Source organism: Flavobacterium supellecticarium (genome assembly GCF_004801375.1).
GTDB lineage: Bacteria > Bacteroidota > Bacteroidia > Flavobacteriales > Flavobacteriaceae > Flavobacterium > Flavobacterium supellecticarium.
In genome coordinates this window covers 64,312-80,175 of the sequence record NZ_SSNZ01000002.1, presented here as the reverse complement: position 1 = coordinate 80,175, position 15,864 = coordinate 64,312, and the positions used below count along the sequence as shown (strand labels likewise).

The 15,864-nt window shown below is 40.1% G+C and carries 14 protein-coding genes; 6 read left to right on the top strand and 8 right to left on the bottom strand.

Annotated elements, in window-relative coordinates:
• Positions 1–852 carry a DNA/RNA non-specific endonuclease gene (locus E6C50_RS05095; RefSeq protein ID WP_230978961.1) on the bottom strand — a complete coding sequence of 284 codons (852 nt, stop codon included), beginning with the start codon at positions 850–852 and terminating at the stop codon, positions 1–3.
• 73 nt (positions 853–925) lie between these two features.
• On the opposite strand from E6C50_RS05095, the gene E6C50_RS05090 reads away from it, so the two are divergent.
• A complete protein-coding gene (locus E6C50_RS05090; protein WP_136402141.1) occupies positions 926–1,444 on the top strand; it encodes a hypothetical protein in 519 nt (172 codons plus the stop codon).
• 32 nt (positions 1,445–1,476) lie between these two features.
• On the opposite strand, the gene E6C50_RS05085 is transcribed toward E6C50_RS05090, so the two are convergent.
• Positions 1,477–2,583: an ABC transporter permease gene (locus E6C50_RS05085; RefSeq protein WP_136402140.1), complete on the bottom strand. Its 1,107-nt coding sequence runs from the start codon at positions 2,581–2,583 to the stop codon at positions 1,477–1,479.
• Positions 2,583–4,796 (bottom strand): carboxy terminal-processing peptidase, encoded by a 2,214-nt coding sequence (locus tag E6C50_RS05080; protein ID WP_136402139.1) that lies wholly within the window; start codon positions 4,794–4,796, stop codon positions 2,583–2,585. The genes E6C50_RS05085 and E6C50_RS05080 overlap by 1 nt, the downstream gene beginning before the upstream one ends.
• 185 nt (positions 4,797–4,981) lie before the next feature.
• Here E6C50_RS05080 and surE point away from each other — a divergent pair, with 185 nt between their 5' ends.
• From surE to E6C50_RS05055, 5 genes are read left to right on the top strand one after another with little or no spacing between them, the layout of a single operon-like run.
• Entirely contained in the window at positions 4,982–5,758 is a 777-nt protein-coding gene (gene surE, locus E6C50_RS05075; RefSeq protein ID WP_136402138.1) for a 5'/3'-nucleotidase SurE, read from the top strand.
• 7 nt (positions 5,759–5,765) lie between these two features.
• Positions 5,766–6,038: a hypothetical protein gene (locus E6C50_RS05070; protein WP_136402137.1), complete on the top strand. Its 273-nt coding sequence runs from the start codon at positions 5,766–5,768 to the stop codon at positions 6,036–6,038.
• A 10-nt stretch (positions 6,039–6,048) separates the two neighbouring features.
• A complete protein-coding gene (gene lpxB, locus E6C50_RS05065; RefSeq protein WP_136402136.1) occupies positions 6,049–7,161 on the top strand; it encodes a lipid-A-disaccharide synthase in 1,113 nt (370 codons plus the stop codon).
• 46 nt (positions 7,162–7,207) lie between these two features.
• Positions 7,208–7,855, top strand: a complete 648-nt coding sequence (locus tag E6C50_RS17950) for a C40 family peptidase (protein ID WP_230978960.1) — start codon at positions 7,208–7,210, stop codon at positions 7,853–7,855.
• Between the two features lie 45 nt (positions 7,856–7,900).
• Complete coding sequence (locus E6C50_RS05055) at positions 7,901–9,934, top strand: ComEC/Rec2 family competence protein (RefSeq protein ID WP_136402135.1); 2,034 nt, start codon at positions 7,901–7,903, stop codon at positions 9,932–9,934.
• Here the strand turns inward: E6C50_RS05055 and E6C50_RS05050 are convergent.
• Genes E6C50_RS05050 through E6C50_RS05030 form a run of 5 tightly spaced genes read right to left on the bottom strand, consistent with a single transcriptional unit; the run spans position 9,931 to position 15,844 of the window.
• Positions 9,931–10,389, bottom strand: coding sequence for a thioredoxin family protein (locus tag E6C50_RS05050; protein WP_136402134.1), 459 nt, complete (start codon positions 10,387–10,389; stop codon positions 9,931–9,933). The genes E6C50_RS05055 and E6C50_RS05050 overlap by 4 nt on opposite strands.
• Before the next feature lie 11 nt (positions 10,390–10,400).
• Positions 10,401–10,865, bottom strand: a complete 465-nt coding sequence (locus tag E6C50_RS05045; RefSeq protein WP_136402133.1) for a thioredoxin family protein — start codon at positions 10,863–10,865, stop codon at positions 10,401–10,403.
• 12 nt (positions 10,866–10,877) lie between these two features.
• Complete coding sequence (locus tag E6C50_RS05040) at positions 10,878–12,647, bottom strand: peptide MFS transporter (protein ID WP_136402132.1); 1,770 nt, start codon at positions 12,645–12,647, stop codon at positions 10,878–10,880.
• A 23-nt stretch (positions 12,648–12,670) separates the two neighbouring features.
• Entirely contained in the window at positions 12,671–14,182 is a 1,512-nt protein-coding gene (locus E6C50_RS05035; protein ID WP_136402131.1) for a peptide MFS transporter, read from the bottom strand.
• 3 nt (positions 14,183–14,185) lie between these two features.
• Positions 14,186–15,844: a peptide MFS transporter gene (locus tag E6C50_RS05030; protein ID WP_136402130.1), complete on the bottom strand. Its 1,659-nt coding sequence runs from the start codon at positions 15,842–15,844 to the stop codon at positions 14,186–14,188.
• Positions 15,845–15,864: the final 20 nt, after the last annotated feature.

Genomic DNA, 15,864 nt, shown 5'->3' with positions numbered 1-15,864 from the left:
CTAATTAAAACTCCACGCTTTATAATCGCTGTTTTTTTCAAATTTATTTTCGATAGCGTCCGGTAATTGCGGAAAGAAATCGATTCCGGTGAGTTTTTCGATCGTATCTACATCGACTACAAATTCGTATAACGGTCGGTCGCTTACAGCATGTGGAACCAGAAATCCGATCATTTTATCGCCTTTTTGGGTCATCAGTACCTTATAGAAATAATTTGGTACGGCGACATTTTCTTTTCCGATGGTTTTTAAATTTTCAGACAAAACACCACCAGTCACCACATATAATCCGTCATATTTTGTAGCCCAATACCGTACTTTTTGTTCCAGTCGGTTCCAGACACCATCGTTAAAGTGATGCAATTGCGGTGAAATATTAGAGGTTAGAAATGTTTCTTCAAACATTTTATAATTCTTTTTCCGATCACCAGCCGGGCACAAATGCCCTTTATCATAACCGGATTGTTTGTAGTTCCGCCAACTTGCCGAACCCGATTTTACGTCTTTATCCTCAGTAAACAACGGACGCTTAAAGTCCCTGTTGGACAAATCATCTTTTGTTAGTGTATAGGCTACCCATTCTGCCTGTTCATAGGGTTCGGCATAGGAAAAGGAATACGCTTCATGGTTGATCACCACTCCGGTTGTTGATGTCGGGAAATAATCAAAATCCGTCGTTCTAAAAGTTGTTGCCACGGTATCTTTCGAAGCCACAATTCCATTTTCTGACACTTCAGACAAAACGGTATCCGGTATTGCGGGTGTCTTTTTATCACACGAAAAAAAGAAAACAAACACGAAAAAGAGTTTTATCAGAAATACAGGTCGTTTCATCGCTATTACTACAGGCATGGCTTGATTTTTGTTACATTTGTAAAGATAATAAATAGTTATAACCCTTTTAAAATTAATAAAAGTAGTATCTATGAAAGTAAAATTGATGGTTGCACTAGCTGTTATTTCAACACAGTTTAGTTTTGGACAGGAAATTTCGAAAGAAACCGTTAGCAACAATGCCGAAACCCACCTAACACAAAGTCTTGACGATTTAAAAAAGATCAAAGAAGAAAAAGAGCGACTGGAAAAAGCAAAGCTTAAAGAACATGAATTAGCGCTTAAAGAAGCCGAAAAACAGCGTAAAGCGGCCGAAAAAGAACAAAAACGACTGGCCAAAGAATTGCAAAAAGCCGAAAAAGTCAAAAAAGATATCGAAAAGGCTCAGAAAAACGTTCATAAAGCGACTGACAGATTAGCCGACAGTCAGAAGGATTTGGACAAACAGGCTGCAAAGTATAAAACCTTAAAAGACAAAGACAAACTTACTCCCGAAGAAGATATCAAATGGAAGAAAAAGCTGTTAAAGCTAACCAACAAAAATAAAGAGCGCAAAATTGAATTACAGGAAGCCCAATTAAACCTGAAAAATCTCAATCCTAATGCGTAACAAAAAAGCCTTCACATGAAGGCTTTTTTGTTTTACGTTTTTACATCAAGTGCATCGCGTAAGGCATTTCCGATCATCATAAAGGCCAAAACAAGTAGCAACATGGCCACACCCGGAATAATTGCCAGATATGGTTTTCCAAGGATGATATAGTTGTAGTTATCTTTGATCATAGCACCCCAACTTGGTACCGGTAATTGTGCGCCCAATCCTAAAAAACTTAATCCACTTTCGACCAGAATCGCCGAGGCAAAATTGGCCGCCGAAATTACGATCACCGGTGCCATACTGTTTGGTAATATATGATGGAATATAATCCGACTATTGGTATAGCCTAAGGCACGTGCCGCGGTTACGTATTGCATTTCTTTAATTCCCATAACCTGGCCGCGGACCACACGTGCAACCTCGACCCACATGGTAAGTCCTACGGCTACAAAAACCTGCCAGAATCCTTTTCCCAGTGCCAATGTAATCGCGATAACCAACAACAAGGTTGGAATCGACCAGATTACATTGATCAACCACATCACCATCGCATCGATCTTTCCGCCGTAATAACCCGCCAAAGCACCGAAGAAAATCCCAACCACCAATGAAATCAAAACGGCTACAAACCCGATGGCTATCGAAACCCGCGATCCGATAATCAGACGGCTAAGCAAATCGCGTCCCTGATTATCCGTTCCTAAAAGGAATTTCCTTTCGGAGACAAATTCTTTTTCAATCGTTTTTTTATCAACCGCTTTTCCAAAAGCAGATAACGGAATTTTATCGGAAATAACAATACTCTTATCGTCCGAATACTCGTCGAAATACAAGCTGTCGTTTGCTATTTTATAAGTATTGATCGGTTTTTGCATCACCGTTTCCGGATGCCCCGTAAAATAATCATACCAATGGCTTTCGGGTTGGTTTTCCAACGGAACCTGTAGCATGGTCACCTTAAATCCGGGTTCTTTCGAACGAATTGCCAGATCACCCCAGTTGGCATATTTAGTACTATCCGGTGCTAAAAAATAGCCAAAAATGGAAATAAAAACCAGTACAGCTATAAATACAAAACTGAAAACGCCCCAAAAATTCCTACGGAATTTCTGGAGCGCTAAAGCAGTAAGCGATTGATTTGATAAACTCATTAATTTACTTTATCAACTATTTTATTTTTTTTGTCTTTTAATGTGATGGTTCCTTTAACATCTTTGCCGCTATTTTTCATATCGTTTAAAATGTTCAAAGCTTCATCTACATATACATCGTTACTTAGGCTTTCATGCCAACGCTCTCTTTTCTGAGCCAAAACGGTATCATTTTTAAACATTTCTTTTTCATATGGCAAGGATCCGAAGGACAGATTGTTTTTATAATCGGCCAATGCTTTGAATTTTTTCGCGGTATTTTCAACTGCTGTTTCTTCAGCGCGGAACTTGTTAAAGTTAAGGCTCAACGTATTCATATCCTTACGGGAACTAATCCATTTGGCATTTTCATCGATCAATTTGAATTGCTCATTTGTCGCCATACGCTCTTTACTTTTTGCTATAGCTGCTGTAAAATCCAATCCTTTTACCGGTTGGTAATTCGCTGGGTCAATTTTATCCCACGGCATTGCATTGTCGATATCACGCTCACCCATATCGATATACGAATAACGATCCGGCATTACGACATCACTTAATACCCCTTCGCGTTGCGTAGAACCTCCGTTAACACGGTAGAATTTCTGCGTAGTTGTTTTCAACGCACCTAAGTCACCATAAGGGTTACTTCGGATAAACTGGTTCAGGTCGATAACATTTTGTACCGTTCCTTTTCCATAGGTATGTTTGCTTCCAATCACTACACCGCGCTTATAATCCTGAATGGCTGCCGCAAAAATTTCGGATGCTGAAGCTGAGAAATTATTCACCATCACCACCAACGGTCCGTCCCAGTGTACTTTTGACTGTTTGTTGTATAATACTTCTTTTTTACCGTTAGCCGATTTCACCTGAACCACTGGTCCCTGATCAATAAATAAACCAACCATATCTACAACGGTTTGTAACGATCCTCCTCCATTATCTCTAAGATCCATCACAATTCCCTGAACATTTTGTTTTTTAAGGCGTTCAATTTCCTGAGCCACATCCTTAAAAGCGTCTCTTTTATCTTTATTCTCAAAATCGATATAGAATTTCGGAAGATTGATAATACCATACGTCATATCCCCTTTTTTCACGATCGATGATTTGGCATAAGTTTCCTCAATTTCAACTACCTCACGGACAATTGGAATCACTTTGATCGTTCCGTCTACTTTTTTAACGGTCAGACGAACCTCGGTTCCTTTTTTACCTTTAATTTTTTTCACCACATCGTCCAAACGCATTCCAACCACATCTACCGGCTCTGCATTCCCTTGAGCAACTTTCATGATCACATCACCCTGTTCCAATTGTTTTCCTCTCCATGCCGGTCCGCCAGGTATCAGTTCGGTAATTTCGGTATAGTCATTTTTCTTTTGTAAACGCGCTCCGATTCCTTCCAGACTTCCGCTAATGCTGATGTCGAATTTCTCTTTATCGTCTGGCGCAAAATAGAAGGTATGCGGGTCAAATCGTTCTACAATCGAATTCAGATACACTGAAAACCAATCATCACGATCCAATTCCGCAATAAATCCAAAATACTCATCCAACGATTTTAAGGTCGTTTCACGGGAACTTTTCTCCAATTCCTCCATGGTTTTTGGTTTCGAATCAGACTCTTTTTTGGCTGTTGTTCCTTCTTTTTTGATCCCTTTATCTTCTTTCTCTTTTTCCTGTAATTTCAGCTTATCGGTTACAGAAGACAATACATTGAGTTTTAGCTGTTTTTCCCAACGGTTTTTTAATTCCAGTTTATTTTTGGAAAACGGCTGTTTGTCATAATCCAGATTGATTTGCTCGTCTGTATTAAAATCAAACGGACGTGCCAGAATGTCTTTGTAAATACCTTTCGCTTCTCCCATTCGTTCCATCAAACGGGTATACGTAAGGTCAAAAAAGGTTAAATCCTTATTACGGATCATGTCGTCAATCTGTGTCTCGTATTTCGAAAACTCATCGATATCCGACTGGATAAAGAATCGTTTCGACGGATCGAGTGCCGAAATATATTCTTTATAAACACTTTTTGAAAACGCGTCATCCATCTGCACCGGATCATAATGCCCTTTTTCCAACACAAATGTCAGTAATTCCAGTAAAAGACGGTCTTTTTCCGGATCTGATTTTTTAGTGGGCATAAAACTCCAAAGTATTGCTGACAAAGCGGTTATCAACAATACAATCTTATAATTTCTCTTCATAAACTGCCAAAAAGTATTCATTACTATTTTTCAACTAAATTACATAAAAAAGGGCGCCACTCTCTTAATATACGGATAATTTTTTGTTAAAGGTTTCTTTTTATTAGTGAATCATCAGCCCTTTCTTAAAATTTCAAAAATCAAAAATTGTACCAGAACAAATTTAGAAATTGCGTATTTTAGCGAAAGTTAAAAAAATGCCCGAAATGAACAAAAAACCTTTGATTCTGGTAACCAACGACGATAGTATTGTTGCGCCCGGAATACGTGCTTTAATTGCTGTCATGAAAGAGATTGGTGATGTAGTTGTAGTGGCGCCCGACAGTCCGCAATCGGCTATGGGACACGCTATCACCATTAATAATACGCTACATATCGAAAAAGTCAAAATCGATGCCGATCTGGATATGGAATACAGTTGTTCCGGAACTCCGGTTGACTGTGTAAAAATTGCCGTACATGAAATTTTAAAGCGCAAACCGGATCTTTGTGTTTCAGGAATCAACCACGGTTCGAATTCTTCTATTAATATTATTTATTCGGGAACGATGAGTGCTGCGGTAGAAGCCGGTATCGAAGGAATTCCGGCCATTGGTTTTTCGTTACTCGATTTTAGCTGGAATGCCGATTTTGAACCGGTAAAGGCTTTTGTAAAGAAGATCACACTGGAAGTACTGGAAAAAGGATTACCTGACAGTGTTATTCTAAATGTGAATTTGCCAAAATTACCGGTAGACGAAATCAAAGGAATCAAAGTATGTCGCCAGGCAAAAGCCATGTGGGAAGAGCGTTTTGACAAAAGAACCAATCCGCAGGGAAAAGACTATTATTGGTTAACCGGCGAATTTATCAATCAGGATAAAGGTGAAGATACCGACGAATGGGCCTTGGCCAACGGTTATATTTCCGTAGTTCCGGTTCAATTTGATTTAACAGCGCACCATGCCATCCAGCAACTGAATACCTGGAATCTTAATTCCTAAAAACATTATGACTAAAAAAGATCTTATCATCGGGTTTCTTATCGGTATTGTGGCCGCCTGTATTGGCGCCGGACTTTTTCTGTTGTTGTTTACCGATATCCGCAGTATTGAAGGCTTGCATTTTATCCGACAACAGCATTTATCCGGAAAAGTAATCACGCTGGGTGCTATTGCTAATCTGATTTGTTTTTTTATTTTATTAAAATTTCAGAAAGAAGAAATGGCACGCGGTGTTGTACTGGCAACGTTATTTTTAGCCATTCTAACCGTTCTATTATAATCGTACCAACATGAAATACTATATTATTGCCGGGGAAGCTTCGGGCGATCTGCACGGTTCCAATCTGATAAAAGCTCTTTTACAACACGATCCCACAGCCGAAATCCGCTTTTGGGGTGGTGATCTGATGCAACAAGCCGGCGGAACATTGGTAAAACATTACCGCGATCTGGCTTTTATGGGTTTTGCAGAGGTTGTTATGAATCTGAAAACGATCCTCAATAATATTAAAATCTGTAAAGCCGATATTCTGGCTTTTCAACCGGATGTGCTGATTTTTATCGATTACCCTGGTTTTAATATGCGTATCGCCAAATGGGCGAAAGCGCTTGGTATGAAAACACATTATTACATTTCGCCACAAATCTGGGCCTGGAAAGAAAACCGTATTCATGCTATTAAGCGCGATGTGGATAAAATGTATGTGATTCTTCCGTTTGAAAAGGATTTTTACGAGAAAAAACACCATTATCCGGTCGATTTTGTTGGTCATCCATTAATCGATGCGATTCATAACCGACCAAAAACCGATACCGAAAAATTTAGAAAAGAACACGATCTGGACGACAAACCGATCATTGCATTATTACCCGGTAGCCGGAAACAGGAAATTTCAAAAATGCTATCCGAAATGCTATCGGTTGTCGATAGTTTTCCGGACTATCAATTTGTAATTGCCGGTGCGCCGAGTCAGGATTTTGAATTTTACAAACAGTTTCTCACGAATAAAAGGGTGCATTTTATTTCGAATAAAACGTACGATTTGCTGAGTGTAGCACATGCGGCACTGGTCACTTCCGGAACCGCCACCCTGGAAACCGCGCTTTTTAAAGTGCCGGAAGTCGTTCTCTATAAAGGAAACTGGATCTCGTATCAGATTGCTAAACGCATTATTACGCTCAAATATATTTCACTTGTCAATTTGATCATGGATCAGGAAGTGGTAACCGAATTGATCCAGAACGATTGCAATCCTAAAAAAATTAAAGCGGAACTGCATAAAATATTAGAGCCGAATCATCGTTCTAAAGTATTGGCTGCTTATGATTTGCTGGAAGAAAAGCTCGGCGGAGAAGGTGCAAGCGACAAAACGGCCCGTTTAATTATGGATAATTTAACATAAGCCCAAAAAATTATTTCCCTAATTTTGTTGAAAAGCGTTTGAAGATATGAGAAAGGTTATACAAGTATTGGTTTTATTATTTCTGGTGGTTTCCTGTAAAACTGCCGCTCCTACCATTATCACTTCTAAAAAAGAAGCCGAAAAAAAAGGAGTTTACACCTATTCCGAAAGAACAAAATCCAAAACTGTAGCCGTTTCCGATAAAAACGCCAAACCGTCCGAATCTAAAAAAACGAATACGAAAAAACGAAAAATTGTAGACAGTGATGTTCCGGAAAATGATATCATTGTGAGCAATGAAAACGAAAGTTATCTGGCCGAACAATTAACCAACAGCGCGATGGATTATCTTGGTGTCCGTTACCGCGGTGGCGGAACAACCCGCGAAGGAATGGATTGTTCCGGATTGGTTACGGCTGTTTTTAGTTCGTTTGACATGGAACTACCCCGAAGTTCCAACGACATGGCCAAAGTGGGCGAAAAACTCGAATTTAAGGATATTAAACGCGGGGATCTGGTTTTCTTTAAAACCAACGGCAGACGGGTTATCAATCATGTCGGACTGGTGGTAGAAGTGGTCGAAGATGAAATAAAATTCATCCATTCCTCAACGTCCAGCGGTGTGATCATTTCGTCAACCAAAGAGCCCTATTACGAACGTTCTTTTGTTCAGGCCAACCGAGTGGTGAACTAATCCCGGTTTTTATTTTTCGCTATTTTTCAATACCTTATTGTTTCCATGAAGGTATTGCGATATCCCATATTCGGAATTACGTGTTGCTTTGTATCCGGAATTGTAGTCGATTTTTATACAAAACCGGACACAATCGCTCTTTTTATAGCCCTTGCAATTTCATTTGTCCTGTTTTGTATTTGTTATGGCTATTCCAATCGGCATTTTATACAGAAAAACTATTTTGGCCTTAGTGTTTATTTGCTGTTTTTTTGCTGCGGAAGTTGGAGTCATCACCTCCATTATGCACCAAATCAGTCGAAACATTATAGTCATTATCTTCCTCATTCCGGACATTATCCCATTCGGGGAATAATCACAGAACGGCTAAAAAATAGTACCGATTTCGAAAAGTATCTTTTTAAGGTAGCCGAGCTTAATTCTCAAAAGGCAAACGGAACGCTTTTGCTCTATATTCCCAAAACCATCGTCCTCTACAAACCTGTAACGGGCTCCGAAATTCTGATCCATGATTCCGTCGCTTCTTTACCGAAAAACAGAAATCCCTTTCAGTTTAATTATGCCGATTATATGGCCAAACGGAATGTATTCCATCAGGTCTATCTTAACGCGAACAATTTTAAACGAACCGGTCATTCCAATGGTATTTTGAGTCGGATTGCAACCTATCGCGATCGGTTACTCGAGGGTTTTAAAAAACATCATTTTAAACCGGAAACGCAGCATATCATCAATGCTTTGGTATTGGGACAACGACAGGATATGGATCGCGATACGACCTCCGCCTATGCCGATGCCGGTACGGCACATATACTCGCCATTTCCGGACTTCATATCGCACTTTTATACGGAATCCTGCTTTTCCTGACAAAGCCGCTAAAAAGGATTAAAAATGGTAAAATTCTACAACTCCTGATCCCAATAGTGCTTCTTTGGTTTTATGCCTTGCTAACCGGATTTTCGGCCTCGGTGGTTCGTTCGGTGACGATGTTGAGTTGTATCGGCTTAGGGCTTTTTTTAAACCGACCGGCCAATCGCTATCAGGGTATTTTGGTTTCCTTTTTTTTCCTGGTAGTTTTAAAACCCAATTATATTTTCGACATTGGTTTTCAACTGAGCTATATGGCCGTTTTTTCCATTATTGCTCTGAACACCCTTTTTCAGAAAATTCATTTATCCAAAAACCCGATCGTTCGCTATTTCACTGGAATCGCATTTGTTTCGTTCGCCGCCCAAATCGGCGTACTACCGTTATGCCTATACTATTTTCATCAGGTTCCGTTATTGTTTATGGCGTCCAATCTGGTAGTATTGCCGCTAACTGCCTTGATCTTAACTTTAGGCATCCTGCTGACGATTCTTAATTTTATCCCCGGAAATCTCATCTTATTTTTAGGAAAAGTACTGTCGTTTCTTATCGAAACCATGAATGGCTACATTGATTGGATTGCCTCGTTCCGATCGCTAATCCTCCGCGACATTTCTTTTAACCTTGGATTGTTGTTGGCACTTTATATGGTGCTGATCGCTTTTTTTATTTGGCTTCAAAAACGAAATGCCCCGCGATTTATAGGATTCCTTTCGACGCTGATTGCATTTCAAATTATCTATTGGCTTACGTTATATAACATTCGAAATACAGACGAACTGGTTGTTTTTCAGCAACCGCAACATAGTCTGATCACGATAAAAACGCATAACCGTATTACCGTCTATTCCAACGATAGCCTGATCACTACCAACCTTAACCTGCAAGCCTACCGAAGCGGGTTGTTTTATCCCGAAATCCAATACCTTCCGTTGCACAATACGCTTTTCTATAACGGTCAAAAAATTCTGATTGTGGATGGTGATGGGATATACAACACTCCAGAAAAGCCCGATATCATCCTATTGATCAACAATCCAAAAATCAATTTGGATCGCCTGATTGACCAGATACATCCGAAATTGATCATCGCCGATGGTACGAATTATAAAAGCGAAACAACGCGTTGGGAAGTGAGTTGCCGGAAAACAAAAATCCCTTTTTACGCTACCGGTAAAAAGGGATTCCTTTCAATTGCTAGTATCAATTAACCTTTTAAATCTTTTAGCAATTCCTCAGGAGTTCTGTAACCCACCAATGGTGCCTGTACATCTCCTTTTTTATCTAAGATAAACATCGACGGATATCCCTGAACCTGTAAGAACATGGTAAATTCATGGATTCCGTTTCTTCCCCTTCTATTCGCGTCGAAAGTCGGGTTCGTATATTTTTTGCCTTTGTAGTTTACTTCCGAGTTTCCTTCAGCATTAAATTTTACGGCATAGTAGTTTTTTGAAATATAATCCGCAACGGTTTTGTCGCTAAATGTATTTTTGTCTAATAATTTACATGGACCACACCAATCGGTATAAACATCCATAAAAATGGGTTTCGGATTTTTCTTTTGGGCTTTAATTGCCTCATCAAACGTCATCCACTTGATTTCCTGCGCCTGGGCAGCAATTGCTCCAACTGTCAGGAACAATAGTACTAGTATTTTTTTCATTGCTTTTTATTTTATTTTTTGATTATTTGATTTGCTCCTGTTAACCATGCTGCCGGTCCGCCAGCGACATATCCGGTACTTCCCAGTTTTTCGAAATTAATTTTTCCTTCTTTTTCCGTTGCTTTTACAAACCATACCGTCGGATACCCTCTAACGCCAAATAATTGCATCAGTTGGTTGTTGGTTTGTTGCACTTCGGGTGCCAATGCTTTTCTCCGCGGAAAATCCAATTCTACCAGAATGACATTTTCTTTGGCCCAGGTAACAAACTCCGGCTGAAAAAACACTTCTTTTTGCAATCGGATGCACCAGCCACACCAATCACTTCCGGTAAAAAACAGAAAAAGAGGTTTGTTTTCTTTTTGCGAAAGCTGTACCGCCTTTTTAACATCCGTATGCCATTCCAGCGAAGTCTCCTGTGCGTTTGTCAAGATCGAAACCAATGCAAATATGCATACAAAAACTAATTTTTTCATGTACTAAAACATTTATTTAACACCATGCATTAATTTTTTCAACACCGGATTCAGCAACATGATACAACTACCTGCTACAATCGGCACCAAGGTAAAGATCAGGAAAAAGGTTGTCATATCATAATCGCGCACCACATCGTCGATCATTCCACCAACGCTAGCCGCCAGTTTGTTTCCGATGGCGATACCCAGATACCACATTCCAAACATAAAAGCAATCATTCGCGGTGGTACCAGTTTACTCACATAGGATAGTCCTACCGGTGCCAGACACAATTCGCCTAAGGTATGAAATAAATAGGCCAGAATAAGCCAGATCATACTAACACGTACGGTTCCGGCTACCGCACCCTGCGGAATCACCGACGCTCCATAGGCCAATACGGCATAGCCCAGTCCCATAATAATCAGTCCCAATCCGTATTTAACCGCCGCACTTGGGTTGTATTTACTATCCCACCAACGGGTATATAACGAGGCAAAAACAATAATAAAAAAGGAGTTTAGGATACTAAACCAGGAAACCGTCACTTCGGATGCTGTACTCGTGAATTCACGGTATAACATCCAGATTACGATGCCCCACATCAATCCAAAACAGATAAACAGAGTAATGTTCGAACGTAAAATCTGCGATCGTGTTTGTTTAAACAATAAAACCAAAACCCATGTAATAATCGCCAGTGGAATTACGGTGAGTAAGGTGTTTACGATATTAAAAATCACCAGTGAATTTCCATCCAGTGTGCGGTCGGTAAAATCACGGGCAAAAATAACCAGTGACGTTGCCGCCTGTTCGAACGATAACCAGAAGAAAACGGTGAAAAACGCAAATACGATAAACGCAAACATACGATCACGTACCACAGGTTCGTATCGTAGAATACGACTAATTACCAAAAACAGGAACAACACCAGTCCGGTTATAATTACAACCAAAGGTCCGGTTAAGGTGTCTTTTGACACTAAAAACTCCTGTGGTAAAATATTGATTTTTCCGATTTTGGATAGCGGATCGTTAAAAATATACAATACGCCAATTAACGATGTGATCACAATCAGGATTTTATCGATGGTGGTAAATGGGTTCCGTTTTTCGGTCGCATCGATTTCGGCATCTTTCTTGGCTTTATCCGGTACATCACCAATCGTTCCGAATAGCGGTTTGGCCATCCAGAATTGTAATGTTCCTAATAACATAAAGATTCCGGCCAATCCGAATCCCCAACTCCATCCGATTTTTTCCGCCAGATAACCACAAAGCATCATTCCGAAAAAAGCACCGGCATTTACACCCATATAGAAAATGGTATAGGCTCCGTCCTTTTTTTCCGGCAGGTCTTTGTACATCTGCGAAATAATAGAAGTCATATTCGGTTTAAAGAATCCGGTTCCAATAACCAGTAATCCCAATCCGAGGTAAAGCATAAACTCGGTTTCTACAGCCATAGCGGCGTGACCGAGGGTCATAATGGCGGCACCAATTACAATCGCCCAACGGTAACCGATATAACGGTCGGCTATCATTCCGCCCAAAATCGGGGTTAAGTATAGCAATCCGGCATAGGTTCCGAATAAGGCTCCGGCATTTTCACTACTCCATCCCCAACCCGGCATATCGACTCCGGCTATGGCCATTGTAAGGAAATTTACCAATAATACGCGCATTCCGTAGAACGAAAAACGCTCCCACATTTCGGTAAAAAACAATACGAATAATCCTGAAGGATGTCCTAATACTTTGGTTTTAAAAAAATCGGGGTTTGCTGAAGTTGTTGCCATTATGGTATGCTTAATTTAGTATGTTATTTAACGCCCTGCATTAATTTTTTAACGAGTGGTGAAATAACAATCAGTATAATCCCTGCAATCAGGGCGTAAAGTGCCAATTGCTTATAGCCATCGGCATAGATATTTAATTTTTCAAGGTTGGTCGCATGTTCGGAAGCTTCGGCAATATTGGCACCTAATATTCCGGCCAAATATTGTCCGTAAGCACTGGCCAAAAACCACATTCCCATCAGTACCGCCTGTAATTTTTCAGGTGATAATTTGGTCATCACCGACATTCCGATCGGCGACAGACATAATTCCCCAAAGGTGATTACAAACCAACCAAAGGTAAACAGGTCTAATCCGGTCATACCGTTTACATCGGCAAAGAATTTTGTATAGTAAAATACGTAGAAACCACCCGCTAAAAACAGGAATCCCAATCCGAATTTTACGATGGTATTCGGTTCGATTTTTTTACGCGCCATCCACAACCAAACCATTCCAACAAAAGCCGCAAAGACAATTACAAAAAAGGAATTTGCAGAGTTGTTGACACCGTTCGGATCGAATTTCATTCCGAACATGGTATTGTTTAGGTTATTCGCTGCGAAAAGACTTAAAGATCCACCACTTTGTTCGAAGAACGCCCAGAAGAAAATCGAAAAGATGATAAATACCAAGGCCGCTAATAATTTTTTATTTTCGGCTACCGAGTAGTTTTTCATTTCGTAAAACAAATACAACAACGAGCACGGTCCGATAATGTACATAAAGATGTCCGTGTATTCTGTTTTGGACACCATCGTCATGATGATTGGCAATACGATTAATGATCCGATATAGGTTGCGTATTCATATCGTTTTCTCTTGGATGTTTCCAGATGTGTTAAGGGTGAAAGTCCGATTGGACCAAGGCTTTTCTGCGTTTGCGTAAATGTGATCAAACTGATAAACATCACCACTGAAGCAAAACCAAAGGCTACATTCCAACGCAAATGTTCCGGCACCATACTACTTAGCATACTTCCGTTGGCAACTGCGATACAGATATAACCACCGATTAAAGCACCCAGGTTCACCCCGGCATAAAACAACGAGAATCCCGCATCTCGACGGATATCGTCGTCTTTATACAATTTCCCAACCATAGTTGAGATATTCGGTTTAAAAAATCCGGTTCCTACAATGGTAAAGCTGATTCCGAAAAAGAAAAACTGCTTCGGATCGATCGCCAGAATCACACTTCCTACGATCATTAATAGTCCGCCCCAAAACAGCGATTTACGATATCCTAAGATTTTATCGGCAAACAATCCACCGATAAAAGTAAAAGCATATACAAATGCCTGTGTGGCGCCATATTGCAGGTTGGCCACTTTTCCATTCATCATTAGTTGGTTTACCATAAAGACCACCAACATCCCTCTCATTCCGTAGAAGCTGAAACGTTCCCACATCTCACTAAAAAACAAGTACCACAATTGTTTGGGGTACTTGCCTTTGAAATTTTGAATTGCTTCTAAATTATCTGTTTTATACATATTCTAATTAATTCCTTTTTCTTTCATAATGGCATTTAACCATTTCAACAACACAAACATCATTAAGGATGCGGTTAGCAATAAGCTAAAATTGACCCAGAAGAAGTTGGTTTTGTCTTCGTAGGTGTCCCACATACTGGCTAATACACCACTTAATTTGTTTCCGATTGACGTTGCTAAAAACCATCCTCCCATCATTAACGAGGTGATATTGGTTGGGCTTAATTTGGAAACCACCGATAATCCCATCGGACTTAAAAACAGTTCTCCGATCGTGATCACACCATAGTTGGCGACCAACCACCATACGCTTACTTTTTCGGTTCCGTTACCTCCCATTTTTACCGCAGCAACCATAACCAATACCGACAAGGCCGAAATCAGTAAACCGAAAGCGATCTTGGTTGGTGTTGACGGTTCTTTACGACGGTTGCGAAGGAAGGTAAAAAAGGCGACTACCAAAGGCGTGAGAATGATTACCCAACCCGGGTTAATCGACTGACTTAAATTGGTGGCCCATAAACTTACTTTCGAACCTTCGGCCGGTAATTTTTCGGGTGCTACGTTTCTAAAATATAACGGATAGTTGACTTCTTTTTGTACTACGCCATTTTCTTTTTGCAAACGGAACTGCGCATCGTATAATTCGACCGAATCTTTTTTATATTCGACTTCCTTAGCCAGTTTTAATCCGTTAAATACTTTTGAAGTCGTACCGGTTGTCTGACGATCGGTATAACGATCGGCCCAGGTTGTCAATGCCGAACCGTTTAGTTTGAAAACAGCCCAGAATAATATTACAACTCCGAAAATGGCTAATAAGGCCGCAATCGGTCGTTTGTCTTCTGTTTTGGCTTTAAAATATAAGCTGGAATAAAACAATACTACCGGAATACAGGCAAAGATAAAGGCATCGGTACTATCGGATCCGAAGATATAACTGTCCGGATTGGACTCGGAAGCCACTCCTTTTAGCAACCATCCGATTACTCCAAATACCGCTGACGGTACCAGGATAAATAATACGATTTTCCAGAAAGGCATATCCCCTTCCTGTACTCCTTTTTTATGATCATAACCCGCGTAATGCTTGGTTCCCATCAGGAATACGAATACTCCGATAAACATTCCCACACCGGCAGCCATAAAAGCCCAATGCCATCCTAACAGGATTTGCAGTGCGGCTCCGAAGAAGTTACAAATAAAGGCACCTACGTTAATTCCCATATAGAAAATGTTGTAGCCTTCGTCTTTTTTGTCTTTGTATTCTTCTTTGGAATAGAAGTTTCCTAACAGGGTCGAAATATTCGGTTTAAAAAATCCGTTTCCTACAATAACCAACGTCATTGCGATATACAATACGGTAATCGAATGCACGCCCATCAGGAAATAACCGAGTCCCATCAGGATTCCTCCCAAAACAATCGATTTGCGATAGCCTAAATAACGGTCGGCTATTAATCCGCCCAAAAAAGGTGTTAAGAATACTAATGCAATAAAAGTTCCGTATAAATCGGAGGCTTCTTTTTCGGTCATTGCAAAACCGGCTTCCACATCTTTTAGATAAAGCGTGAAAATACCGATCATCAGATAATAACCGAAACGTTCCCACATTTCGGACAGGAACAAAAATGGCAATGCCTTTGGATGTTTATTCCACATAGCTGCTTTTTAAAGGGATT

What these genes read in the sequence shown, in the direction of transcription:
- E6C50_RS05045 (WP_136402133.1), bottom strand. Translation starts at nt 10,865, where the DNA reads ATGAAAAAATTAGTTTTTGTATGCATATTTGCATTGGTTTCGATCTTG.
- E6C50_RS05090 (WP_136402141.1), top strand. Translation starts at nt 926, where the DNA reads ATGAAAGTAAAATTGATGGTTGCACTAGCTGTTATTTCAACACAGTTT.
- E6C50_RS05070 (WP_136402137.1), top strand. Translation starts at nt 5,766, where the DNA reads ATGACTAAAAAAGATCTTATCATCGGGTTTCTTATCGGTATTGTGGCC.
- E6C50_RS05050 (WP_136402134.1), bottom strand. Translation starts at nt 10,389, where the DNA reads ATGAAAAAAATACTAGTACTATTGTTCCTGACAGTTGGAGCAATTGCT.
- E6C50_RS05035 (WP_136402131.1), bottom strand. Translation starts at nt 14,182, where the DNA reads ATGTATAAAACAGATAATTTAGAAGCAATTCAAAATTTCAAAGGCAAG.
- E6C50_RS05040 (WP_136402132.1), bottom strand. Translation starts at nt 12,647, where the DNA reads ATGGCAACAACTTCAGCAAACCCCGATTTTTTTAAAACCAAAGTATTA.
- E6C50_RS05095 (WP_230978961.1), bottom strand. Translation starts at nt 852, where the DNA reads ATGCCTGTAGTAATAGCGATGAAACGACCTGTATTTCTGATAAAACTC.
- E6C50_RS05030 (WP_136402130.1), bottom strand. Translation starts at nt 15,844, where the DNA reads ATGTGGAATAAACATCCAAAGGCATTGCCATTTTTGTTCCTGTCCGAA.
- lpxB (WP_136402136.1), top strand. Translation starts at nt 6,049, where the DNA reads ATGAAATACTATATTATTGCCGGGGAAGCTTCGGGCGATCTGCACGGT.
- E6C50_RS05085 (WP_136402140.1), bottom strand. Translation starts at nt 2,583, where the DNA reads ATGAGTTTATCAAATCAATCGCTTACTGCTTTAGCGCTCCAGAAATTC.
- E6C50_RS05055 (WP_136402135.1), top strand. Translation starts at nt 7,901, where the DNA reads ATGAAGGTATTGCGATATCCCATATTCGGAATTACGTGTTGCTTTGTA.
- E6C50_RS17950 (WP_230978960.1), top strand. Translation starts at nt 7,208, where the DNA reads ATGAGAAAGGTTATACAAGTATTGGTTTTATTATTTCTGGTGGTTTCC.
- surE (WP_136402138.1), top strand. Translation starts at nt 4,982, where the DNA reads ATGAACAAAAAACCTTTGATTCTGGTAACCAACGACGATAGTATTGTT.
- E6C50_RS05080 (WP_136402139.1), bottom strand. Translation starts at nt 4,796, where the DNA reads ATGAATACTTTTTGGCAGTTTATGAAGAGAAATTATAAGATTGTATTG.